General features: G+C 63.6%; 20 protein-coding genes and 1 tRNA gene. 12 read left to right on the forward strand and 9 right to left on the reverse strand.

Annotation, left to right across the window (positions count from 1 at the left end; translation table 11 throughout):
• Window positions 1–14: 14 nt before the first annotated feature.
• Entirely contained in the window at window positions 15–272 is a 258-nt protein-coding gene (locus NKJ93_RS20515) for a hypothetical protein (RefSeq protein WP_352590805.1), read from the reverse strand.
• Between the two features lie 246 nt (window positions 273–518).
• Between NKJ93_RS20515 and NKJ93_RS20520 the strand changes: the two genes are divergently transcribed.
• Both NKJ93_RS20520 and NKJ93_RS20525 read left to right on the forward strand, forming a co-directional pair.
• On the forward strand, window positions 519–3,203 hold the full coding sequence (locus tag NKJ93_RS20520) for an ATP-binding protein (protein ID WP_352590806.1): 2,685 nt from the start codon (window positions 519–521) through the stop codon (window positions 3,201–3,203).
• A gap of 300 nt (window positions 3,204–3,503) precedes the next feature.
• Entirely contained in the window at window positions 3,504–4,130 is a 627-nt protein-coding gene (locus NKJ93_RS20525) for a LysE family translocator (RefSeq protein WP_352590809.1), read from the forward strand.
• 34 nt (window positions 4,131–4,164) lie between these two features.
• On the opposite strand, the gene NKJ93_RS20530 is transcribed toward NKJ93_RS20525, so the two are convergent.
• Window positions 4,165–4,240 (reverse strand) — tRNA-Thr (locus NKJ93_RS20530).
• 383 nt (window positions 4,241–4,623) lie between these two features.
• On the opposite strand from NKJ93_RS20530, the gene NKJ93_RS20535 reads away from it, so the two are divergent.
• Complete coding sequence (locus NKJ93_RS20535) at window positions 4,624–5,787, forward strand: hypothetical protein (RefSeq protein WP_023717852.1); 1,164 nt, start codon at window positions 4,624–4,626, stop codon at window positions 5,785–5,787.
• Window position 5,788: 1 nt separating this feature from the next.
• On the opposite strand, the gene NKJ93_RS20540 is transcribed toward NKJ93_RS20535, so the two are convergent.
• Together NKJ93_RS20540 and NKJ93_RS20545 are read right to left on the reverse strand one after the other, a co-directional pair.
• Entirely contained in the window at window positions 5,789–7,390 is a 1,602-nt protein-coding gene (locus NKJ93_RS20540) for a cisplatin damage response ATP-dependent DNA ligase (protein WP_352590811.1), read from the reverse strand.
• A 226-nt stretch (window positions 7,391–7,616) separates the two neighbouring features.
• Window positions 7,617–8,627, reverse strand: a complete 1,011-nt coding sequence (locus NKJ93_RS20545; protein WP_352483268.1) for a ligase-associated DNA damage response exonuclease — start codon at window positions 8,625–8,627, stop codon at window positions 7,617–7,619.
• Between the two features lie 108 nt (window positions 8,628–8,735).
• On the opposite strand from NKJ93_RS20545, the gene NKJ93_RS20550 reads away from it, so the two are divergent.
• Both NKJ93_RS20550 and NKJ93_RS20555 read left to right on the forward strand, forming a co-directional pair.
• On the forward strand, window positions 8,736–9,680 hold the full coding sequence (locus NKJ93_RS20550) for a class I SAM-dependent methyltransferase (protein ID WP_352483267.1): 945 nt from the start codon (window positions 8,736–8,738) through the stop codon (window positions 9,678–9,680).
• A 54-nt stretch (window positions 9,681–9,734) separates the two neighbouring features.
• A complete protein-coding gene (locus NKJ93_RS20555) occupies window positions 9,735–10,091 on the forward strand; it encodes a hypothetical protein (RefSeq protein WP_352590814.1) in 357 nt (118 codons plus the stop codon).
• 7 nt (window positions 10,092–10,098) lie between these two features.
• Here the strand turns inward: NKJ93_RS20555 and NKJ93_RS20560 are convergent, their stop codons facing one another.
• Both NKJ93_RS20560 and NKJ93_RS20565 read right to left on the reverse strand, forming a co-directional pair.
• Window positions 10,099–10,962: a prephenate dehydratase gene (locus NKJ93_RS20560; RefSeq protein WP_352483265.1), complete on the reverse strand. Its 864-nt coding sequence runs from the start codon at window positions 10,960–10,962 to the stop codon at window positions 10,099–10,101.
• A gap of 33 nt (window positions 10,963–10,995) precedes the next feature.
• Window positions 10,996–11,724, reverse strand: a complete 729-nt coding sequence (locus tag NKJ93_RS20565) for a 3-deoxy-manno-octulosonate cytidylyltransferase (protein WP_023717846.1) — start codon at window positions 11,722–11,724, stop codon at window positions 10,996–10,998.
• 192 nt (window positions 11,725–11,916) lie between these two features.
• Here NKJ93_RS20565 and NKJ93_RS20570 point away from each other — a divergent pair, with 192 nt between their 5' ends.
• The 7 genes from NKJ93_RS20570 (at window position 11,917) to NKJ93_RS20600 (ending at window position 21,673) form a co-directional block, all read left to right on the forward strand.
• Window positions 11,917–12,570 carry a c-type cytochrome gene (locus NKJ93_RS20570; protein ID WP_352483264.1) on the forward strand — a complete coding sequence of 218 codons (654 nt, stop codon included), beginning with the start codon at window positions 11,917–11,919 and terminating at the stop codon, window positions 12,568–12,570.
• 173 nt (window positions 12,571–12,743) lie between these two features.
• A complete protein-coding gene (locus NKJ93_RS20575; RefSeq protein WP_352590816.1) occupies window positions 12,744–14,627 on the forward strand; it encodes an extracellular solute-binding protein in 1,884 nt (627 codons plus the stop codon).
• Window positions 14,627–16,495, forward strand: coding sequence for an extracellular solute-binding protein (locus NKJ93_RS20580; RefSeq protein ID WP_352590819.1), 1,869 nt, complete (start codon window positions 14,627–14,629; stop codon window positions 16,493–16,495). Before NKJ93_RS20575 ends, NKJ93_RS20580 begins: the two co-directional genes overlap by 1 nt.
• Before the next feature lie 279 nt (window positions 16,496–16,774).
• Entirely contained in the window at window positions 16,775–17,869 is a 1,095-nt protein-coding gene (locus NKJ93_RS20585; RefSeq protein WP_352590822.1) for a microcin C ABC transporter permease YejB, read from the forward strand.
• Window positions 17,869–19,008 carry an ABC transporter permease gene (locus NKJ93_RS20590; protein WP_352590825.1) on the forward strand — a complete coding sequence of 380 codons (1,140 nt, stop codon included), beginning with the start codon at window positions 17,869–17,871 and terminating at the stop codon, window positions 19,006–19,008. Before NKJ93_RS20585 ends, NKJ93_RS20590 begins: the two co-directional genes overlap by 1 nt.
• Complete coding sequence (locus NKJ93_RS20595) at window positions 19,005–20,636, forward strand: ABC transporter ATP-binding protein (protein WP_352590828.1); 1,632 nt, start codon at window positions 19,005–19,007, stop codon at window positions 20,634–20,636. Before NKJ93_RS20590 ends, NKJ93_RS20595 begins: the two co-directional genes overlap by 4 nt.
• A gap of 95 nt (window positions 20,637–20,731) precedes the next feature.
• On the forward strand, window positions 20,732–21,673 hold the full coding sequence (locus tag NKJ93_RS20600) for a 2-hydroxyacid dehydrogenase (protein ID WP_023717837.1): 942 nt from the start codon (window positions 20,732–20,734) through the stop codon (window positions 21,671–21,673).
• A gap of 25 nt (window positions 21,674–21,698) precedes the next feature.
• Here the strand turns inward: NKJ93_RS20600 and NKJ93_RS20605 are convergent, their stop codons facing one another.
• From NKJ93_RS20605 to NKJ93_RS20615, 3 genes are read right to left on the reverse strand one after another with little or no spacing between them, the layout of a single operon-like run.
• On the reverse strand, window positions 21,699–22,001 hold the full coding sequence (locus tag NKJ93_RS20605; RefSeq protein WP_352483257.1) for a Dabb family protein: 303 nt from the start codon (window positions 21,999–22,001) through the stop codon (window positions 21,699–21,701).
• Window positions 22,002–22,026: 25 nt separating this feature from the next.
• Window positions 22,027–22,968, reverse strand: a complete 942-nt coding sequence (gene nudC / locus NKJ93_RS20610; protein ID WP_023717835.1) for an NAD(+) diphosphatase — start codon at window positions 22,966–22,968, stop codon at window positions 22,027–22,029.
• A 38-nt stretch (window positions 22,969–23,006) separates the two neighbouring features.
• Window positions 23,007–23,426 carry an HIT family protein gene (locus tag NKJ93_RS20615; protein ID WP_023717834.1) on the reverse strand — a complete coding sequence of 140 codons (420 nt, stop codon included), beginning with the start codon at window positions 23,424–23,426 and terminating at the stop codon, window positions 23,007–23,009.
• Window positions 23,427–23,571 lie beyond the last annotated feature (145 nt).

Raw genomic sequence — 23,571 nt, forward strand, 5'->3', positions numbered from 1 at the left:
ACCCCGGCTGCAACTCAGTCTGTTGCCCATGTCGCCTTCGACGCGGCAGTCTGCAGGGCAATTCTGAGGCCAATGATCTCGGCGATCGCAGCCTCCAGCACCAGGACGATCGTTTCCTTTGCCACATCATCGAAATTTTCGGCGACATAGCTCAGGTCGCTTAGGACATCGTCTTCCTCTTCCATGATTTTCATCCCCTGTTGAACGTCAGGCCGGAACGGCCGACGATGAGATAGGCTTTGGGCTGGATCGATGGAACGCGTTTCTTTCACGCTATCATCACGGACGTGAGGCTATCCAGCCCGCTTCGCTAGGTCTTGTCGCCGCCTTGGTTGTCTGCCTGTTTTGTAGTCTTCATGCCTATGGCAGCAGCAAACATATCGGCTCCGGGACAAAATAACGCCCGCTTCCCAGGGGTGATTTGCCAAATCGCCGCGGTCATGTGAGGTCATGTGAAATGAGCGTGTTGCACTCATTGCCTACTGTTGTACCTTCAATATTCTGGAGGCGCGGGTTTGATGCTGCTTGAGCGAGAGGACCCACTTGGAGCTTTGTTGGCCGCGGCCGAGAGAGCTGCTGCCGGACATGGTGGGACCGTGCTGGTGCATGGCGAGGCGGGCCTAGGCAAGACCTCTCTGCTGCGCGAATTCGCGGAAAACGCCGACCGGGACTGCCGGGTGCTGTGGGGCTGGTGCGAGGCGCTCTTCACGCCGCGTCCATTGGGCCCTCTCCAGGACATGGCGCACTTGCTCGACCCGCGCGTGGCAGCGCTGCTTGAGGAGACCGCAGCCCCGGAGCGGCTTTTCCCGGCATTGCTGAACGCGCTGCAGCGCGCCAAGGGCACGACCGTGCTCATCTTCGAGGACATGCATTGGGCGGATAATGCGACGCTCGACCTCGTAAGATATCTCGGTCGCCGCGTCTCCCTGCTCCGCACCATGCTGGTGCTCAGCATGCGCAGAGAGGACTTGAACGCCGATCACCCGCTGACCCACGTGCTCGGCGATCTTCCCGCCGCCTCCGTACGCCGCGTGACGCTTAAACCGCTGTCTCCCCAGGCGGTTACGATGCTGGCCGAACAGGCCGGCCGTTCCGCCGACGGGCTTTACCGCATTACTGAGGGCAATCCCTTCTTCGTTACCGAGCTCCTGTCCAGCAGCGAGACCGAATCGGCGCGCGTGCCCGATTCCATACGCGACGCGGTGTGGTCCCGCCTGTCGCGCCTGACGCCTGGAGAGCGCGACGTGCTGGAGGTCATGAGCATCATGCCGGGCAGCGTTGAGCCGTGGCTGATCCGGGCCCTTCTCGGGGACGAGACCGAAGCGCTCGTGGATCGATGCGTCGACCGTGGATTGCTGCGGCGGGACGATCAGGGCGCGCTGACATTTCGCCACGAGCTTGCCAGGGAAGCGACGCTCGACCGGCTCTCCCCCTCTCTGCAACGTTTGCTTCATTCCAAGGTCGAAGCGGCACTCTCTGAAGTTCCGGCGTCGCAGGCAAGCGCTCTGCTTTCGCGCCGCGTCCATCACGCCGGCGGCGCCGACAATGGCGAACGCGTGCTCGAACTCGCGCCACTTGCCGCCAGGCAGGCCGCCCGCCTGGGCGCGCACCGGGAGGCGGCCTCGCATCTGGCGACCGCACTCAGATATGTCGACCAAGCCCCGCCGGAACTGGCCGCGCAGTTGCACGAGGACTGGGCCTACGAGGCCGGCCTGGCGCTGCTTGTCTATGACGCCATCATCGAGGCCCGGCATCGCGCCATCGCCATCTGGCGGCAGCTGGACCGGGTCGACAAGATAGGGCTCAATTTGCGCTGGCTGTCGCGGCTGCACTGGCGGCGCGGCGAAGGTCCGCAGGCGGAAGAGTATGCGGACCAGGCCGTGCATGAAGTGGAAAGGCTGCCGCCGGGTCCCGAAGTGGCAATGGCCTACAGCACACGCTCGCAGCTCCACATGCTGCACTATCGTTTCGACGAGGCGATCGAATGGGGCGAGCGCGCGATCAGCCTGGCCGATCGGCTGGGTGAGGTCGAGACGCGCGTTCACGCCCTCAACAATGTCGGCACCGCGCTCATGTTCGCCGACCGTCCCGGCGGCCGTGAGCGGCTGGAGGAAAGCCTTGCCCTGGCGCTCGAGCACGGGCTCCACGACCATGCGGCGCGGGCCTATACGAACTTTGCGGAATGCGCGGTGGTGGCCAAGGACTTCGAGCTGGCGGAGCGGCTGCTGGCCGAAGGCATCGCATTCTGCACCAGGCACGACCTCGATTCGGCGGCGCAATACCTGCTCGGCCGGCAGGCGCAGCTTTGCATGGAACAGGGCCGGTTTCGCGAGGCCGCAACCATCGCTCAGGGCGTCATGAATGTGGAGCGCCTGCCGATGGTGATGCACTTGCCGGCGCTCACCGTGCTTGGCACGGTCCGCGTAAGGCTGGGCGAGACCGACGGCGTCGACCTTTTGCAGCGGGCCCTTGCGGAGGGGCAGACGACCGGCGAGCCGCAGCGTATCGTCCCGGTTCGCCTGGCGCTGACGGAGGCGGCCTGGCTTGCCGAGGATATCGGCGCCGGCCACGCGCAGCTTACCGAGCTGGCGGCCATGAACCTCGACAATTTCCGCCCCAGGGACCTTGGCGAATTGTCGGTCTGGTGGCGTCGATGCGGAATGCCCGGATCGCTGCCGGCGCTATCGGCGCCCATACCGTCGCCCTGGTCCGCCGAGCTTGTCGGCGACCCGCAGGCCGCCGCGGCGGAGTGGACGCGTTTCTCGCTGCCCTACGAGGCAGCACTTGCCCTCATGCAGGTTCGTGGGGCGGATGCCGGAACGGCGCTCGCTCGCGCCGTGGCGATGCTGGACGAGATCGACGCGCCCGCGGCCGCAGCGCTGGCGCGCAAGCTCGCGCAGCGTCAGGGCCTGTCAGGCCTGCTGCCGAAGGTGCAGCGCGGACCCTATGCGGCGGCCCGTCGCCATCCACTCGGCCTGACACAGCACGAGCAGAAGGTGCTCGCCCTGATCGCCCAGGGCATCAGCAACAAGGAAGTCGCGCGACATTTGTCGCGCTCGCCCCGCACGATCGAGCATCACGTCTCCTCGCTGCTCGGCAAGCTCAACGCCGCAAACCGCATGGAAATCCTCCTGCGGCTGCGCGGCGAGCCGTGGCTCCTGACCGGCACCCATCCGTTGGAACCGCACCAGACGGGACCATGATTCCAGCCGATTCTGTCGGGATGGAACAGGCTCTGGGTAGTTCCCGCCGCGAAATTTCCGCGAAAACTGGGAAATCGACCGCCTAAAAATGGGTGGCGGTACCGATTTGCATGCCCGCCGCTCCGCGTAGGCTTCTGCTCGCAGCGTGGATGGACCTCCCAACACCACGACGCCTTCACGATCCGGGGGCGAAGGCGGGCAACGGCGGCGGTGCGGGGAACCGCCGCCGGCGTCCGGCGGCTGGGGCGCGACGGGAATTCCTCGCCGCTCTGTGATCGACGCAACGAACGGGAGGCTGCAATGTCAAATTCGCTTCTGCCGTCGACGGCCATGCTGCAATTCCTGGCGGCATATACGGTGATCATGATCACACCAGGCCCGATCGGGCTCGCGACCGGCAGCCTTGCCTCCCTGCACGGCTTTGGCAGGACGATTCCGCTCGTGGCCGGGATCGGCGCCGGAACCGCCGTGCTGGCGGTCCTGGTGGCGTTTGGCGCCGTTCATCTTTCCGGGTCGCTGTCGGTGCCGGCGGTCAAGATCGCCGGTGCGGCGGTCCTTGGCTGGATGGCCCTGCGCATCGCCAGAACGGCGCCGCCGGCCGTCGGCGACGAGCCTCAGAGACGACAGGCCGGATTGTTTGCCGGCGGGTTTCTCATCAGCATTCTCTCGCCTGAAACCGCCACTTTCTTTGCCGTCGCCTTCATGGGGCTGATGCTGCCGATCCGGAATTCGAACGAGATGCTGATGGTCGCGGCCATCGTCGCCATCATCGACATTGGCTGGTACGGATTTCTGGCCGTCGCCCTTTCGCGTCCGGTCGTGCGCGCTGCCGCGATGCGGCATCATCGGGTCATCTGCCGGGCGGCGGGGGTCGTGCTGGCAATGCTCGCCCTCGTCTCGGCGGCGTCGGCCTTTCCACTCGGCTGAGCGCTGGTTGAAGGAGGCGCGCGGGTAAATCGTTTGGTGCCGCTTAGGTGACTCGAACACCTGACCCCATCATTACGAATGATGTGCTCTACCAACTGAGCTAAAGCGGCCCGGGAAGCCGAGCTTCCAGGATGGGCTGGGTGATAGACGCAACCAGCGTTTAATTCAAGATGGTAGCGTTGAATTCAAGATGGCAGCCGCGAATTCAAGGACGAGGCTTGGCAAATCGTATCGGTCCCGGGCCGGGCGCAAGGGCAGCAGCCGCGCCGATCCGCCATAGGCCGTGCGACGCCGTTTCGCACGGCCGCCCCGACCGCCACGTTGCCGCCGTGACCGGAAAAGCAGCGAAAAATGTTGATTCCTTTACCGAAAACCGCCGAAATGAGCTTTGCACCCCTCGGCAAGGCAGAATGCGGCCGCTCGCTTGTTGATTGATTGGTCGCCTGCGGCTAACGATCATGACAATGTGAGTGAAATTGCAGAGGGAATTTGCTTGGACGCGATCGAAAAAGCGATCCGCAATGCCTTCGAGAAAGGCAATGCCGACGACCGGGCGTTTCGCGAGCGGGTCTATCGATCGGCTTTCGCGGCACTCGACCGTGCCCTGCAGGCCAATCCAAACGTCACCGTGGAGGTCGCCATCAAGCGCCGCAAGGCGGTCCAGGCCAAGATCACCGAAATCGAATCGGAATTCCTGCCGGCGGTTCCCGACGTCGCCGCGCCGACCGACAGTTTGGAGACAGCACCGGCGGTGGAGCCTCCAGCTGAAACCGAAACCGAAGCCGAGCCCGTGCCGTCGCCCGATGTCGTCGTTGACGGTCCGGCGCAGCCGCCCGAATCCGATGCGCCTCGGTCGCGCGTCCTGCCGGTCGTCCCCGACATCATGCCCGATGCACCTGTTGCCGAAGTGCCGGTGATCGACATGGGGGCCTCGGCTCCGACCGAAGCCGACGTCGAAACCGACGATGCGGAAGTGACGCCCGACCGCGACGACCGGCGGGCGAGGCGGCGGCGCCTGCCTTTGACCGCGATCTTCCTCGGTGTGACGCTGCTCGCAGCCGCCGGCATCGGCCTTTATTTCGCCAACCAGACCGGCGTCTTCAAATCGGCAACCGAACTCGACACGGCGCCGCCGGAAGTGCCGCCAACGGTCGACGGCGACGATTTCACGCCGGATGACACCGCTTCGCCGCCAAAGCAGGGCGAGGAGGACCAGGCGCGCGACTGGATCAACGTGTTTTCGCCGGGCGACCCGACGCAGGTCAATGCGCCGTCGGACGCCAAGGCCGACGTTGTCCAGGACGAAAGCGGTTCCTTCCTGCGCATCCGCTCGGGCGCATCCGGCTCGGCCATCAGCTTCGACGTCGGGCAAGGCGTGCTGGAGAGGATCGCCGGCAAGCATGCCACATTCGACATCATCGCACGCTCCGAGGAGGGGCAGGAGACGCAGATTTCCGTCGACTGCAATTTCGGCGAACTCGGCGACTGTGGCCGCAAGCGCTATGCGGTCGGTCGCGAGCGCAATGAATATCTGTTCGACGTGCGCCTTCCCGACAAGCGTCCGGGCGCTGCCGGCACCATCGCCATCAATTCCGACTTCGACAAGCAGGGCAAGTCGGTCGACATCTACGAGATCCGCGTTTCAGTCCTTCCTTAAGTTAACTGTCGAGCAGCGCCTGCAGCGTCTCGATGCGGTCGGCTTCGGCCGCCGGCTTGTCCCAGCGCAATCGTGAAATGCGGGGGAAGCGCATGGCGACGCCCGATTTGTGCCGCGTCGAGCGGTTGAGCCCTTCGAATGCCACCTCCAGTACGAGGCCTTGTCTGCGGTCGGCACGCACTGAGCGCACCGGGCCAAAGCGCTCGATCGTGTTGTCGCGGACATATTTGTCGATCTGCCTCAGCTCTTCGTCGGTGAAGCCGAAATAGGCTTTTCCCACCGGCACCAGCTCTTCCGATCCTTCCGGCCCGGACCAGACGCCGAATGTATAATCGGAATAGAAGCTCGAGCGCTTGCCGTGGCCGCGCTGGGCATACATCAGTACGGCGTCGACCGTGTGCGGATCGCGCTTCCATTTGAACCAGGGGCCCTTCGGCCGCCCGGCCACATAAGGCGAATCCCAGCGCTTCAGCATGACGCCTTCGATGACCGGATGCAGCGGCTTGCGGCGCAATTCCTCCAGCGCCTGCCAGTTGGTGAATTCGACCAGCGGCGACAGATCGAAGCGGCTCGGATCGAGTGTCCTCACAAAGGCCTCGAGCCGGCCGCGCCGTTCGCGGAAGGGAAGTCCGCACACATCCTCGTCGCCGATCTGCAGCGCATCGTAGCAGCGCATGAAGGCCGGGTATTGCTGCTGGATCTTGGGTGACACGCTCTTGCGGTTCAGCCGCTGCTGCAGGTCCGAGAACGTGCCCGTCGCCTGCCTGGGGTCTCCGACCAAAAGCTCGCCGTCGAGGGCGCCGGAAAAATCCATCGCCTCAGCAAGATCGGGAAAGGCGCCGGAGACATCGTCACCGGTGCGCGAATAGAGCCGGCGAATGCCGCCTTCGCAAACCGCCTGGACGCGGATGCCGTCCCATTTCCATTCGGCCGCGTAGTCGGCCGGGTCGAGCTTTTCGAGGTCGCCGTCACCGACGGCATTCGACAGCATCACCGGCCTGAACAGCGCCAGCGCCGCCTTCCTGGGTTTTTCCGCTTTACCCTCCAGCCAGGCGAACAGCGCGATATAGGGCGGCGTCAGGCCGTGCCAGAGTTCCTCGATTTCGGCGATTTCGACCCTGCCGAAATCAGCGAGCGCCTGCTTGGCCAGCCGCGCCGAGACGCCGATGCGCAGGCCGCCGGTGACCAGCTTTATGATGGCAAAGCGCGCCGAAGTGCTGGCGCTGTCGAGCAGCCGGGCCAGCACCTGAGGCCCGTCCGAACGGCTCGCCGCCTGCAGCTTCGCCACCACTTCGGCCAGCGTCGGCTGGTGGTTCGCAATGTCGACCGGCGCTTGCGGCCAGACCAGCGACACGGTCTCGGCCAGGTCGCCGACATAGTCGTAGGAATAGCCGAACAGCACCGGATCCATGCGCTCGACGACCAGCGTGCGCAGCATCGCCGGCTTGACCGCGGCGATGGACAGATCGCCGGTGATGGCCGCCAGCGCCAGCCCGCGGTCAGGATCCTCGACGCTGCGGAAATAATCGGTCAAAAGCGTCAGCTTGCCGTTGCGCGACGGCGTCAGCACCAGCCGGTCGAGAAGCTCGGCGAAGCGGTTCATGGGAGGAGCGCCAAGGGGGGAAGCTTGCGATCCTTCGCGCCCCCCTCTGTCCTGCCGGACATCTCCCCCACGAGGGGGGAGATTGGATGTCGCCACTGGTTTCGCCAATCTCCAGCGTTGAGGGAACGAGCGCGGCGCCAAAGCTGCCGATCTCCCCCCTCGTGGGGGAGATGGCCGGCAGGCCAGAGGGGGGCGCGACAGAACGCCATACCGGCGATTTCCACCATCAATCGCCCTCGTCCTCATAGCCAACCAGATGCAGCGGCCTGGCGGCGATGCCTTCGAGTTCGCACCAGCGCACCAGCGCCTCCTCGCGGCCATGCGTCACCCAGATTTCCTCGGCGCCGGTCTCCTTGATCGTCGCTGTCAGCTCGTCCCAGTCGGAGTGATCGGAGATGATCAGCGGCAGCTCGACGCCGCCCTGTTTGGCGCGCTGGCGGATGCGCATCCAGCCTGAGGCGAAGCACGACATCGGATCGGGAAAACGCCGCGCCCAGCGATCGGCGAACGCGGATGGCGGGCCGACGACGATGGCGCCGGCAAAGTCGCTTTTCGCGCCGCTCTCGACGGTCGCCGGTTCCAGTGTGCCGAGATCGATGTCCTGGCTCTGGAAATACTCGCTGAGCTTGGCCAGCGCGCCATGGATGTAGATCGGCTTTTCGTAGCCGGCATCGCGCAGCAGGCGCATGACGCGCTGCGCCTTGCCAAGCGCATAGGCGCCGACCAGATGCGTGCGTTCGGGAAACTGCTCGGTCGATTTCAGCAACCGGGCGATCTCTTCGCTATCGGGCGGATGGCGGAACACCGGCAGGCCGAACGTCGCCTCGGTGATGAAGACGTCGCATTTGAGTGGCTCGAACGGCTCGCAGGTCGCGTCCTTCTGGCGCTTATAGTCGCCGGACGCGACGATGCATGTGCCCTGATGCGCGACCTTGATCTGCGCCGAGCCCAGCACATGGCCAGCCGGGTGAAAGCTGACGGTGACGCCGTCGAGCGTGATCGTCTCGCCGAGCACGGCGGCTTGCGTCGTTCCGGCAAAATCTTCGCCGTAGCGCAGCCCCATGATGTCGAGCGTCTGCTGCGTCGCCATCACCGAGCGGTGGCCGGGGCGGGCATGGTCGGAATGGCCATGTGTGATCAGCGCCCGGTTGACCGGCCGCACCGGGTCGATGAAGAAATCGCCGGGCGGGCAATACAGCCCTTCCGGCCGGGGATGAAGCAGGTCGCTGGCGCGCATGGCCCCAAGATAGGCGCTAATTCCGGCGCGGGAAGCCTGTTGTAAGTCACTGCTGACTCCAGCATAGAGCGCAGGCCGGCCGCAAAACACCGGCGGAACCTGATCGCCATGAAACCGCTCCAGACTTCGTCCGGCGATCCGACCGCCGACCGCCGCGCCGACTATGCCGAAATGCTCCATGCGTCCGGCGATCATGCGGCAGCGTCGGAATTGCTGCTCGGCGCGCTCGAACTGGCGCCGCAATGGCCGGCCGGCTGGTTCCGCCTCGGTGAGATGCAGGAGGCGGCGGGCGCGCCCGATCTCGCCGCGCAGGCCTGGACGACGGCACTGCGGCTGGACCCGGCGGACAGGCTCGGCGCGGTGCTCAAGCTGCAATTGATCGGCAAGGCAGCGGCCGCCCAGGCGCCGCCCAGCGCCTTTGTCGAGACGCTGTACGACCACTATGCCGGAAGCTTCGAGGGTGAGCTGGTCGACAGGCTAGGCTATCGTCTGCCCGAATGTCTCGACCGAGCCATCCGGGCAGCACGGCCGGGCCGGTTTTCGCTGGTGCTCGATCTCGGCTGCGGCACCGGCCTCATGGGCCAGAGACTGCGGCCGATCGCCGATCGGCTGGAGGGTTACGACATCTCGGCCGGCATGCTGAGGCAGGCGCGCGCCAAAGGCGTCTACGATCTGCTCGTCAAGACGGACCTGCAGGATTTTTGCTATTCAGGCCCGAAAGCCGATCTGGTGACGGCGGCAGATGTGTTCATCTATCTCGGCGCACTCGACAAGGTGGTGACCAAGATTGCCGGAATGCTTGCCGGCGGCGGTCTGTTTGCGTTCTCCGTCGAGACGCTCTCCGGCGGCGACCTATCTGGCAGCGGCGATTTCGCCTTGCAGCCGTCGCGCCGCTATGCGCATTCGCAAAGCTATGTAGAGCGGGTTCTGGACGCCAACGGCTTTTCGGTCCTGTCGCTGCAGGCAACGATTATCCGGCAGGATCGCCGCGAACCGGTCGAAGGGCTTGCCGTACTGGCAAGCTTGCTTTCCGGCAGCGTAAAATCTGGCTAAGACTCCTGCCGCTGCACAGGAGAGTGGCAGCTGCGAAAGACAAGGAGCACGTTCATGCGCTGGAACATGATGGTCTTGGCATCTTGCCTGGCGATGGCCGGCTGCGTCGGCAATTCGATGTCCGAACGGCAGGACGAAAACGTCCAGTCCTCGCTGCTATATGACAAGGTGCCTTGCGACCAATTGCTGGCGCAACGAAACGGCCTGGCGCAGCAATATCATTTGCCGGTGGACGCCAAGCCGTCCTTCTCCAACCCGGCGACGGGCTTCGGCCCGTTCACGCCGGACATGCGCTCAAAAGCCAAACGTGACGCCGACCAGGCAAGCGGCAAGATCGACGCCATGAACCGGTCGATCAGCCGCCGCGAATGCGGCAAGCCGGCCAGGCAGAACAAGCTCAGCCTGACCTGACCGGACCCTAATCCGCCACCTTCCATTGCTCGCGCGAGGCACTGGCGGGGTAGACGCCGAGAATGCGCATTTCGCGCGAGAAGAAGGCGAGCTCGTCGAGCGCCAGCTTCACCAGCGGGTCGTCGGGATGGCCCTCTATGTCGGCGTAGAACAGCGTCGCCGTAAACGCGCCGAGCTGGTAGCTTTCCAGCTTGGTCATGTTGATGCCGTTGGTGGCGAAGCCGCCCATCGCCTTGTAGAGCGCGGCAGGCACGTTGCGGACGCGGAAGATGAAGGTCGTCATCATCTTGGCGTCGGCCGAGGGGCGTTCGGCCCATTGCTTGTTCTTGGTCAGCACGACGAAACGGGTGACGTTGCTGTCGGTGTCCTCGACATTCTCCTCGATGATGTCGAGCCCGTAGAGCGTCGAGGCCAGCGCCGGCGCCAGCGCGGCCATGGTGCGGTCCTTCATCGCGGCGACCATCTTGGCGGCGCCCGCCGTGTCGCCGGCAACCGTCGCCTTCCAGCCGTTCTTGCGGATGTATTTGCGGCATTGGCCGAGCGCGTGGATGTGGCTGTGCACGGTCCGGATCTCGTCGCGCCTGACGCCGGGCAGCACCATCAGCTGGAAGTGGATCGGCAGGAAATATTCGCCGATGATGTGCAGCTTCGATTCCGGCAAGAGGTGATGGATGTCGGCGACGCGGCCGGCAATGGTGTTCTCGATCGGGATCATCGCCAGATCGGCCTTGCCGGTCTCGACGGCGTTGAAGGCGTCCTCAAAGGTCGGGCACGGCAACGGCTCCATCGACGGGAACATGTTGCGGCAGGCGGTGTCGGAATTGGCGCCCGGCTCGCCCTGGAAGGATATTTTGTTGGTCTTTTCAGGCATGCGCAGAGTCTCGGGAATTGGGGGAAGAATTTCTTAGTTGGAAAGGAGCGCCCTGGCGCGTTCGAGATCGTCCGGCGTATCGACGCCAAGCGGCACCGACTGCACGATCTCCGCATCAATGCGCATGCCGGCCTCGAGCGCCCGCAACTGCTCCAGCCGCTCGCGGCGCTCCAGCGGCGACGGCCTCAGCGCAACGAAGCGTTCGAGTGCGGCGCGGCGATAGGCATAGAGGCCGATATGATGGTAGAGCGGGCCTTCGCCCCAGGGGGCGGTGGCGCGGGTGAAATAGAGCGCCCTGAGCCGCGTCGCCGAGAGTGGCGAGCCGACCAGCTTGACGACGTTCGGATTGGTCTTTTCCTCGTCGCGGACGATCTCGACGCAGAGCGTGGCGATGTCGACCGCTGCGTTCTCGAAAGGCTTAAGCGCGGCGCCGATAACAAGGGGCTCGATGGTCGGCAGATCGCCCTGCACATTGACGATGGTCTCGACGCTGTTGCCAGGGTCGAGAATGGTCAGCGCTTCGAAGATGCGGTCGGAGCCGGTTTCGTGGTCCGCCCGCGTCATCACCGCCTCGAAATCATGCGCGCGCACCGCCTCCGCAACGCTTTGCGTATCGGTGGCGACGACGACCCGGCCGAGGCCGGCCTCGGCAGCACGGCGGGCGACGTGGACGATCATCGGAGTGCCGGCGATGTTGGCCAGCGGCTTGCCCGGCAGGCGGGTCGAGGCCATGCGGGCCGGGATCAGGATGAGGGTGGACATGAGGCGGGCAGGGGCTCGAAAAAGAGGAGGACAAAAGTGGCAAAAGGTCTCACTGGCAGCGCCCTTATAGGTGTTGCAACGCCGGAGCAAAAGACCTAGTTTCCGCGCGATTTGACCGCCTCGCAGGGTGGTTCACGATACCGACGGACGGAGTGGACGGATCGGTCCGCCGGAAAAGGGAGCCTGGGGCGTATGGATTCCAACGAAGTCAACAAGCTGCTCGCCGCTTTCCTCGGCACGGTGTTCATTGTCTTTTCCGTTGGCATCGTGTCCGACGCGCTGTTTGCCTCGCCGGCGCCGGAAAAGCCCGGCTTTGCCATCGAGGCGACCGAGCCTGCCGAAGGCGGCCCGGCCGCTCCCGCCGCGGAGGCCAAGCCGATCGCCGAGCTGCTGACCACCGCCAACGCCGAAGCGGGCGCCGCCGTCTTCAAGAAATGCCAGGCCTGTCATTCCGGCGAAAAGGGCGGCCCCAACAAGGTGGGCCCCGATCTGTGGGACATCATCGACCGTCCGGTCGCCGAGCATGAGGGCTTTGCCTATTCTGCCGGCATGAAGGAGTTCTCTAAGGGCGGCAGCGAGAAGTGGACCTACGACAACCTCAACCACTTCATCACCTCGCCGAAGAAGTTCGTGAAGGGCACGGCGATGGGTTTCGCCGGCCTGCCGAAGGATGAGGACCGCGCCAACGTCATCGCCTATCTGCGCACGCTGTCGGACAATCCGAAGCCGCTGCCGGCGCCCGGCGCCTCGGCCGAGAACGCGCCCGCCAAGCCGGCCGAAGGTGCAGCCCCTGCCAAGCCGGCAGAAGGCGCGGCGCCAGCCGCTCCGGCTGCACCCGCAAAATAACAAAACTGTAATGACATAATCCTTGAAAAAGCCGGGTTCAGCCCGGCTTTTTCGTTAGGAAAAATGCATATGCGACGACAAAGCCGCTCCGTTGCGGTTTTCAGCGCCGCCAAATGATCTAGATTGGGCCCAGACGCTATGGTGACGGCGCTATATCGCGAAGAGGAGAACGCATGACGGTTGGCCGAGCGCGGACGCTTCTGAAATTGGTGCTTATGCTGGCTGCTTTTGCCGGCGGCCTGCAGGCGGCCCTCGCGGACGAATGGCGCACGACCTCGTCGCTGATCGGCGAATCCAAATATGGCGACAACTTCCAGCACTACGATTACATCAATCCGGATGCACCCAAGGGCGGCACGCTGAATTCCGTGGTGCTTGGTACGTTCGACAGCTTCAATCCCTACATCGTGCAGGGGTCGCCGGCTGCCGGCTTCGCGCAGTTCGGCGGCGGCCTGCTCTACGACACGCTGATGGAGCAGGCGACCGACGAGGGCAGCACCAGCCATCCGCTGATCGCCGACGCCTACAAATATCCGGCCGACTATTCCTCAGCGACCTACCGGCTCGACCCGCGGGCGAAATGGCATGACGGCCAGCCGATCACCACCGACGACGTGATCTGGTCGTTCCAGGTGCTGAAGGCCAACAGCCCGCAATATAGCCGCTATTTCGAAAACGTCACCGACGCGGTCGCCATCTCCGACCGCGAGGTCGAGTTCCATTTCAACCAGAAGGGCAACCGCGAACTGCCCAAGATTCTCGGCGATCTCGTCGTATTGCCCAAGCACTGGTGGGAAGGTACCGACGCCAATGGCAAGAAGCGCGACGTCACCAAATCGACGTTGGAGCCGCCACTCGGCTCGGCCGCCTACAAGATCGCCAGCTTCAAGCCGGGCTCGGAAATCGTCTGGCAGCGCGTGCCCGACTACTGGGCGGCCAAGCTGCCGGTGAAGATCGGCCGCGAGAATTCCGACAGCCAGCGTTTCACCTATTTTCTCGACGACAATGCCGCCTGGCAGGCCTTCACCAAGGGCGGCTTGGACGACATCAAGCCGGAGAACAGTTCGAGGCGCTGGAACACGGCCTATAATTTCCCGGCAGTCCAGGCCGGCGACGTCATCAAGAAGGAATTCAAGACCGCGTCGCCCGAACCGATGCAGGCCTTCATGCTCAACACCAGGCGCCCGCTGTTCCAAGATCGCCTGGTGCGCGCCGCCTTGATGTACCCGTTCGACTTCGAGACGATGAACCGGACCCTGTTCTTCGGTTCCAATACCCGCACCAGCAGCTATTTCCAGGGCACGGAACTGGCGTCGAGCGGCCTGCCGCAAGGCAAGGAACTCGAAATCCTGGAGCAGTACCGTGACAAGCTGCCGCCCGAGGTCTTCACCCAGGAATTCAAGCTGCCGGTCTACGACAGCCCGCAGGCGGAGCGCAAATACCTGAAGACCGCGGTCGATCTGTTCGCCAAGGCAGGCTGGGTGATCAAGGGCGGCAAGATGGTCAACGCCAAGACCGGCGAACCGTTCAAATTCGAAATCCTCGGCTGGAACGACACCGACCAGGTCATCGCCAGCCCGTACATCGCCAATCTGCGCAAAATCGGCGTCGACGCGACGCTGCGCCTGATCGATCAGACCCAGTATATCAACCGCGTCACCCATTTCGACTTTGACGTGGTCACTTCGATACTCGGCCAGTCGGACTCTCCCGGTAATGAACAGCGCGATTTCTGGAGCTCCAAGGCCGCCGATTCGCCGGGATCGCGCAATTACGCCGGCATCAAGAATCCGGTCGTCGATGCGCTGGTCGACCGGATCATCTATGCCACCGACCGCGACGATCTCGTTGCCGCCACCCATGCGCTCGACCGGGTGCTGTTGTGGAACTTCTACGTCGTGCCGCAATATTACCGCGCCGTGGTCTGGCTCGCCTATTGGAACAAGTTCGGTATGCCGGAAAAGCAGCCCGCCTATAGCGGCGTCGACCAGAATTCCTGGTGGATCGATCCGGTCAAGGAAAAGGCGCTGGCGGCCAAATACAAGAGTGGCAATTGATGACGGTGCTGCCCCGTCGCGACTTCCTCGCCCTGGGCGGTGCCGCCGCGGCAGCTGCATGGCTGCCCGGCCGGGCTTTCGCCACGACCCCGACCGGCGTGAAACTGCACGGCCTGTCGGCCTTCGGCGATCTCAAATACGCGCCGGATTTCAAGCATTTCGACTATGTGAATGTCGACGCGCCCAAGGGCGGCACCTTTAATTTCGGCCCCTCGCAATGGGTGTTCAACCAGAATCCCTACACCTTCAACACGCTGAACAGCTTCGTGCCCAAGGGTGACGCCCCGCCGCGCATGGAAATGTGTTTCGATTCGCTCATGACCGGCGCACAGGACGAGCCGGATTCCATCTATGGACTGCTGGCTGAAAGCGTGACGATCTCGGCGGACCGCAACATGTTCGAGTTCGCCCTGCGCCCGCAGGCGCGCTGGCATGACGGCTCGCCGCTGACCGCAGAGGATGCCGCATATACGTTCACCCTTTTCAAGAATCAGGGCCATCCCGATCTCTCGCTGCCGCTCCGTGAGATGACCCAAGCCGTCGCCGCCGATACTGGAACGCTGAGATTGACCTTTTCGGGCAAGCAATCGGAACGTACCATCCTGGATGTCGCAACGTTCCCGATCCTCTCCAAGGCATATTTCGCGATCGCCCCGTTTGACAGCTCCCGCATGAAGGCGCCGCTCGGATCCGGCCCTTACAAGGTCGGGTTGGTGCGTCCGGGACAGACAATCGAGTTCGAGCGCGTCGTGGACTATTGGGGCCGCGGCCTGCCGGTCAATAAAGGACAGTTCCATTTCGACAAGCTGCGCATAGAGTTCTATGGCGACCGTCAGGCGGCTTTCGAGGCTTTCAAGAAGGGCGAAGTCCATTTCCGCGAAGAGGCAACGTCGCGCGTATGGGCTACCGGCTACGATTTTCCGGCGCTCACCGCAGGCAAGGTGGTTAAACGCGAGTTTCCTTCCGAAAAGCGCCCGTTAATGTACGCGACAGCCATGAACCAACGGCGCGAACGGTTTCGGGATATGCGCGTGCGCCGCGCAATTGCGTTGTGCTTCGATTTCGAATGGACCAACAAATCGCTGTTCTACGGCCTCTATGATCGTTCGCAATCCAATTTCGAACGATCGGAATTCAAAGCCACCGGCGTACCGTCTCCTGACGAACTGACGCTGCTGGAGCCGCTTCGCGACAAGCTTGCGCCTGAAGTCTTCGGCGAAGTCTATGCTCTGCCCCCATCCGACGGCAGCGGCCGTGACCGGAAATTGCTGCGCGCATCGCAAAAGCTGATGGCTGACGCGGGATGGAAACGGTCCGGTCAATTTTTCCAGAATGCCGCCGGCGAAACTTTCAGGTTAGAAATCCTTGCTGACGACGAAGGTTTGGTGCGCATCTATGGGCCGTGGGCGGAGAATTTGAAGGCCATCGGCTTCGACGCCTCAATCCGCCTGGTCGAGTCGGCACAGCACCAAGCCAGGCAGGCGAGCTTCGATTTCGACATGATAGCGATGGCGGTGCTGTTCTCGCCGACGCCAACACGGGAGGGAATGGACGGCATCTTCCATTCACGCTCGGCCAACCTGCAGGGATCGCGCAATCTGTCCGGCACGGCAGACCCGGCGATCGACATGCTTGTCGAGGCGATAGACCGCGTCAAAAACCGTCAGGAACTGACGACAGTGCTGCGTTCGCTGGATCGGGTCTTGCGCGCGCGCATGGACTGGATTCCTAGTTGGTATTCGGCGAATCACCGCGTGGCCTTCTGGGACATGTTCGGTTTCGACGAAACGAAACCCGACTACGGCTTCGCGATGGAAGCGCTGTGGTGGTTTGACAGGGACAAGGCGGCAAAGATTGGCAAAGGCTGAATTTCTTGCGGGCGTTGGCGCCGCCCCTCACCTGCCTGCCGGCATCCTCTCCCCGTATAGCGACGGGGAGAGGGGGGCTTTCATCGAGGATTTCGCCAACCACAAACATGGCAACAAAAGCGCCGAGACTACGGCCAGCCCCTTTCTCCCCGTCACTATACGGGGAGAAATGTCCGGCAGGACAATGAGAGGCGGCGCCGGCGTCGACAATTGGCCTGAAGCGATTGCCTCGGGGGCACCCCCAGCCACAGTGGTCCTCCCTAAGGAGGGTAAAAACTGATGGGCGCCTATATACTGCGCCGCATGCTGCTGATGATCCCGACCTTGTTCGGCATCATGGCGGTGTCCTTCGCCGTCATCCAGTTCGCGCCTGGCGGGCCGGTCGAGCAGGTCATTGCCAGGCTGACCAACCAGGGCGGCAGCGATCGCCTCGGTGGCGGCGGCGGTGATGCCGGCGGCGCCAATTTCGATGTGGCCGGCGACGTCGGCTCGAAATACCGCGGCGCGCAAGGGCTCGATCCGGAATTCATCAAGAAGCTGGAGAAGCAGTTCGGCTTCGACAAGCCGCCGCTCGAGCGCTTTGGCATGATGCTGTGGAACTATCTCCGCTTCGATTTCGGCGACAGCTACTTCCGCGACATTTCGGTGCTCGACTTGATCCTGGAAAAGATGCCGGTGTCGATCTCGATCGGGCTGTGGATCACGCTTTTGTCCTATCTGATTTCGATCCCGCTCGGCATCCGCAAGGCGGTCAAGGACGGCTCCACCTTCGACGTCTGGACCAGCGGCGTCGTCATCGTCGGTTACGCCATTCCAGGCTTCCTGTTCGGCATCTTGCTGATGGTGCTGTTTGCCGGCGGCTCGTTCTGGGACTGGTTTCCGCTGCGCGGCATCACCTCCGACAATTGGGACCAGCTGTCGTGGCCGGCGCGGATCGTCGACTATTTCTGGCATATGACCTTGCCGCTGACCGCGCTGGTATTGTCGGCCTTCGCCACGACGACGCTTTTGACCAAGAATTCCTTCCTCGAGGAAATCCGCAAGCAATATGTCGTCACCGCCCGCGCCAAGGGCCTGTCGGAGCGGCAGGTGCTCTACGGCCACGTCTTCCGCAACGCCATGCTGATCGTCATCGCCGGTTTTCCCGGCGCCTTCATCTCGGCCTTCTTCACCGGCTCGCTGCTGATCGAGAACATCTTTTCGCTCGACGGCCTCGGTCTGCTCGGCTTCAACTCGGTGGTGCAGCGCGATTATCCGGTGGTCTTCGCCAATCTCTACATCTTCTCGCTGCTTGGCCTGTTCGTCGGGCTGCTGTCCGATCTGATCTATACCTGGGTCGATCCGCGCATCGACTTCGAGCGGAGAGACGTCTGATGGCGCAGGCCACAGCCGAAACGGCGCCGCCTCGGATCGCGCGGCCCTTTCTGTCGCCGCTCAACCAGCGGCGCCTGCAGAACTTCAAGTCCAACCGGCGCGGCTACTGGTCGTTGTGGATATTCCTGTTCCTGTTCGTGCTGTCGCTGGTTTCCGAACTGATCGCCAACGACAGGCCAATCATCGCCTCCTACAAGGGCGAGATCCTGTTTCCGGTCCTGGTCGCCTATCCCGAGGAGAAATTCGGCGGCTTCTATGCGGTCACCGACTACCGCGACCCGGTCATCCAGGACGAGATCGACGCCAATGGCTGGATGATCTGGCCACCGGTGCGCTACTCCTACCAGACCGTCAACAATGCCATTCCCGAAGCAGCACCGACCAAGCCATCCTGGCTCTACGACAAGAAGACGCGCTGCAACCAGTATCCGAAAGGCGAAGCGGACCCCAACTGCAACGTCGGCAACTGGAACTGGCTGGGCACCGATGACCAGGCCCGCGACGTGCTGGCGCGCGTCATCTACGGATTCAGGGTCTCGGTGCTGTTTGGCCTGGTCCTGACTGCCGGCTCGGCGCTGATCGGCGTGGCGGCCGGCGCCTTGCAGGGCTATTTCGGCGGCTGGACCGACCTTCTGTTCCAGCGCTTCATCGAGATCTGGTCGGCCATCCCGGTGCTGTATCTGCTCTTGATCGTCGCCGCCATCCTGCCGCCCGGCTTCTTCATCCTGCTCGGATTGATGCTGCTGTTTTCCTGGGTGGCACTGGTCGGCGTAGTAAGGGCCGAGTTCCTGCGCGCCCGCAATTTCGAATATGTCAATGCGGCGCGCGCGCTCGGCGTGTCCAACATCACCATCATGTTCCGGCATCTGCTGCCCAACGCCATGGTGGCGACGCTGACCTTCCTGCCCTTCCTGCTCAGCGGCTCGATTTCGACGCTGACTTCGCTCGACTATCTCGGGTTCGGCCTGCCGCCCGGCTCCGCCTCGCTCGGCGAGTTGTTGAAGCAGGCACAGCGCAATCTCAACGCGCCATGGCTCGGCATTTCCGGCTTCGTCGTCATCTCGCTGATGCTGTCGCTGCTGGTCTTCGTTGGCGAGGCCACCCGCGACGCTTTCGATCCGCGCAAGACGTTCAGATGAGCGATACCCCACTGCTCTCGGTCCAGGATCTCAGCGTCGCCTTCACGCAAGGCGGCAACCAGTCGATCGCCGTCGACCATATTTCCTTCGACCTCGCCAAGGGCGAGACGGTGGCGCTGGTCGGCGAATCCGGCTCCGGCAAGTCGGTCACCGCGCTGTCGGTGCTGAAGCTGCTGCCCTATCCGACCGCCAGCCACCCCTCGGGAAAGATCCTGTTCCTCGGCGCCGACCTGCTGGCCACGGACGAGAGAGACTTGCGCCGCGTGCGCGGCAACAAGATCACCATGATCTTCCAGGAGCCGATGACCTCGCTCAACCCGCTGCACACGATCGAGCAGCAGATCGTCGAGGTGCTGAAATTGCACCAGGGCCTGGGCGATCGCACCGCCAAGGCGCGCACGCTGGAACTTCTGCATGAGGTCGGCATCCGCGAACCGGAGAAACGGCTCGACGCCTATCCGCACCAGCTTTCCGGCGGCCAGCGCCAGCGCGTCATGATCGCCATGGCGCTGGCCAACGAGCCTGAACTTTTGATCGCCGACGAGCCGACGACGGCGCTCGACGTCACCGTCCAGGCGCAGATCCTCGAACTGCTCGCCGGCCTGAAAAGCCGCAAGAACATGTCGATGCTGTTCATCACCCACGATCTCGGCATCGTCAGGAAGATCGCCGACCGGGTCTGCGTGATGACCAAAGGCAAGATCGTCGAGACCGGCCCGACCAAGGAGATATTCGCCAATCCGCAGCACGCCTACACCCGGCATCTGCTTGCCGCCGAGCCGAAGGGCAAGCCGCCGGCGGCCAACCAGGCCGCCAAGCCAGTGATGGTCGGCAACGACGTCAAGGTCTGGTTTCCGATCAAGAAGGGCTTCTTCCGGCGCACCGTCGACAATGTGAAGGCGGTCGACGGCATCGACGTCACCGTGCGGGCCGGCCAGACGCTTGGCGTCGTCGGCGAATCCGGCTCAGGCAAGACGACGCTCGGCCTGGCGCTGGCCAGGATGATCTCGTCGACCGGGAATATCCAGTTCAACGGACGCGGCATCGATCAGCTGTCCTTCAATGAAATGCGGCCGCTGCGGCGCGAGTTGCAGATCGTCTTCCAGGATCCGTTCGGCTCGCTCAGCCCGCGCATGTCGGTCGCCGAGATCATCGAGGAAGGGTTGAAGATCCACGAGCCGAAGCTGTCGCTGGATGAACGCGACGAGCGCGTCGTCGACGTGCTGCGGGAAGTCGGCCTCGATCCGGCGACGCGCAACCGCTATCCGCACGAATTCTCCGGCGGCCAGCGCCAGCGCGTCGCCATCGCGCGCGCCATGGTGCTCAACCCGCGCTTCGTCATGCTGGACGAGCCGACCTCGGCGCTCGACATGAGCGTGCAGGCGCAGGTCGTCGACCTCTTGCGCAGCCTGCAGGCCAAGCACGACCTCGCCTATCTCTTCATCAGCCACGATCTGAGGGTCATCCGCGCGCTCGCCAATGAAGTCATCGTCATGCGCAATGGCAGGATCGTCGAAGCCGGACCTTCCGAACAGATTTTTGGCAACCCGCGGACCGACTATACAAAGGCGTTGATCTCGGCCGCCTTCAAGATCGAAACGGCGCCGGTCGGCATCGTTAGCGAGTAGATTTTCGCCAGAGATCATGCACAAAATCAAAACGCTGCCGCGCCCTTGCACGTCGGGACGCGAACGCTGTTGGTAAAAAGGAAAAACAATCCGCAATGGAAAAAGGCCGCATCCTGCTTGCCCTCACCGGTATTCATCCGCTGCGCTGGCGCGAACTGCTGTCGGCGGAGCGCGAAGTGGTGCTCGAGCCGAATGGCGCCGCCGATCCGTCGATCACCTATGCGGTGGTGTGGAAACAGCGGCCGAACCTGTTGTCGTCGCTGCCCAATCTGCGCGCCATCTTCTCGATCGGCGCCGGCGTCGACCACATCTTCGCCGATCCCACCTTGCCCGACGTTCCGGTCGTCAAGGTGGTGGCCGACAACCTGACCCAGTACATGACCGAATACGTCGTCTGGCGGGTGCTCGACCACCATCGCCAGGGCATGCTCTACCGCGCCCAGCAGCAGAAGAAGATCTGGCACGAACCGCAGCAGCGGCCGGCCAGCGACATCTCGGTCGGCATTATGGGGCTCGGCACGCTCGGCCGCGCGGCGGCGTCGGTGCTGTTGTCGCTCGGCTTTCCGGTCAATGGCTGGTCGCGCAGCGATCGGCCGATGCAAGGTGTCTCGACTTATGCGGGCGAGGCCGGCCTGATCCCGTTCCTCAACGCTACCGACATCCTGGTGGTGCTTCTGCCGCTGACGCCGCAGACGCACGGCATCATCAACCACGGCGTGCTGAAGGAGCTGCGCAAGCGCAACGGCCTCGGCGGCTCGGTGCTGATCAATGCCGGGCGCGGCAGGCTGCAGAAGGACGCCGACATTCTGCGCGCACTGGACGACGGCACGCTGAAGGAAGCCAGCCTCGACGTGTTCGAGGTCGAGCCGCTGCCGAAGACCAGCCCACTATGGAACCATCCTAAAGTGTTCGTGACGCCGCATGCGGCGGCAACTTCCGATCCGGTCCACCTGGCGCCGATCATGCTGCGCCAGATGGACGCCTTCGAGCGCGGCGAAGCGCTGGAAAATGTGGTGGACCGCGACGCGGGGTATTGATTTTTTGGAGCGCCGCTTCCCCGTCTCAGCCCCAGCCGAGCGGCACGTAGTCGATCTCCATAAACGCCTCGACCTCGGGGATCCAGCGGTCGCGGACGAAGGCGACGTGGTCGGGATGATCGTTGTAGCCGGAGTAAGCCCGCTGATCGGCGAACTCCATCGAGAAGCCGAAGCGGTACTCGTTCTTGGGGCTGACCTGCCGCAACTGCTCGAAATGCGTGACGCCCTTTATCGCCGTGAGGATCCTCTTGGCATCGGCGAGGAACCTTTTTTCCTCAAGCGAGTGCGGCGGGTGTTTTAGCGTGAACACGACGGTGTGACGGATCATTTTTTGCTCCTGCGATGTCTTCGTGTCACGCGCTGTCGGCCCAGGCGCGGATCAGGTTATAGGCGATCGCCCCTTTCGGCGGCGTCACCAGGCCGCCCGGATGTTCCCTGGCCAGCATCGACAGCACCTCGTCGCGAAAGAACCAGCGGCAGTCTTCCAGCTCGTTGAGGTCGGGGTGGATGTCGTCGTTGAGCGGTTCGCCGAAGCAGCCGATCATCAGCGAATAGGGAAACGGCCAGGGCTGGCTGGCGTGGTAGACGACGCGGCCGAGCCGGATGCCGGCTTCCTCCAGCGTTTCGCGGCGCACCGCCGCCTCGATCGTCTCGCCCGGCTCGATGAAACCGGCGAGCGCCGAATACATGCCGGGCCCGAAATGCCGGCCGCGGCCGAGCAGGCATTTTTCGCGCGTCGCCGTCAGCATGATCGCCACCGGGTCGGTGCGCGGAAAGTGCTCCGTACCGCAGGCCGGGCAATGCCGCTTGTAGCCGCCGGCCCGCATCTCGGCTTCGGTGCCGCATTTGCTGCAGAAGCGATGGCTGGCATGCCAGGCGAGCAGCGCCGCCCCTTGCGCCAGCGCGCCGGCCGCCGCTTCGTCGATCAGCCCCTGCATATAGACCGAGCGATAGTCGATCGCCTTGATCGTCTCGGGAAGCTGCTCGGGCTCGACCGCGGCCGGCACCGCCAGCACCGGGCCACTTTCGGAAAAACCGAGCAGGACGCCGTTTTCGAGCGATGCCTCGAGCGGCCGGCTTTCGGCCACGCCGAACCAGGGATCGAATGCGTCTTGCGCAAGCTTCAGATAGAGCCGGCCGCCATGCATCAGCAAAAGCCGAGTCGTCGGATCGGCGAGCGCCTTTTCGACGGAATCGTCGGCGCGGTTTTCGGATTGCCGGTCGATGATGTTGCCGGCGAAGCCGACGAACTGGCTCGGCTCGCGCAAGGGCGCGTCAAACAGGCTAAAGCTCATGCGGACTCGGGAAGGTTCAAGATGGACACGGGAGAGGCTTATAGCGCTGCCTTGATCTTTTCCGCAAACTTGCGAATGTCGGAGCGCTGGTAGGGCTCGCGCAGGCCGTGCCCCCACACCGGGCCGGGCCAGCCGGGATCGCCTTCCGAGCGCGCGATAACATGCACGTGCAACTGCCGCACGATGTTGCCGAGCGCGCCGGTGTTGATCTTGGTGCAGCCGGTCACCCGCTTCAGCGCCAGCGCCACCATGTTGGTCTCGAAGGTCAGCATCGCCTGGTCGAGCGGCGTCATGTCGTGGATTTCCTCGATGCCCGGCCGCTGCGGCACCAGCAGCAGCCACGGCCAGCGGCGGTCGTTCATGACGCGCAATTCGCACAGGCCGAGCCACATCAGCTGTTCGCTGTCGGCTTCCAGCTGAGCGTCAAGCGTGAATCCTGCCTTGAGGCCCGGCAGCATCGGCGTTTCCCTCGCATTTTGACGTTTTTTGAACTTTATCGACGCTAGAGCGGCTACCGGGGGGCCGCAAGGGGCAGCAAGCAACATTGGCCGTCGTGGCGCTGATTGTGCGCGAAGAACCGAGGACCAGGGCATTGCATACGGT

It is taken from the genome of Mesorhizobium sp. M0028, from assembly GCF_040323855.1.
Classification (GTDB): Bacteria; Pseudomonadota; Alphaproteobacteria; order Rhizobiales; family Rhizobiaceae; genus Mesorhizobium.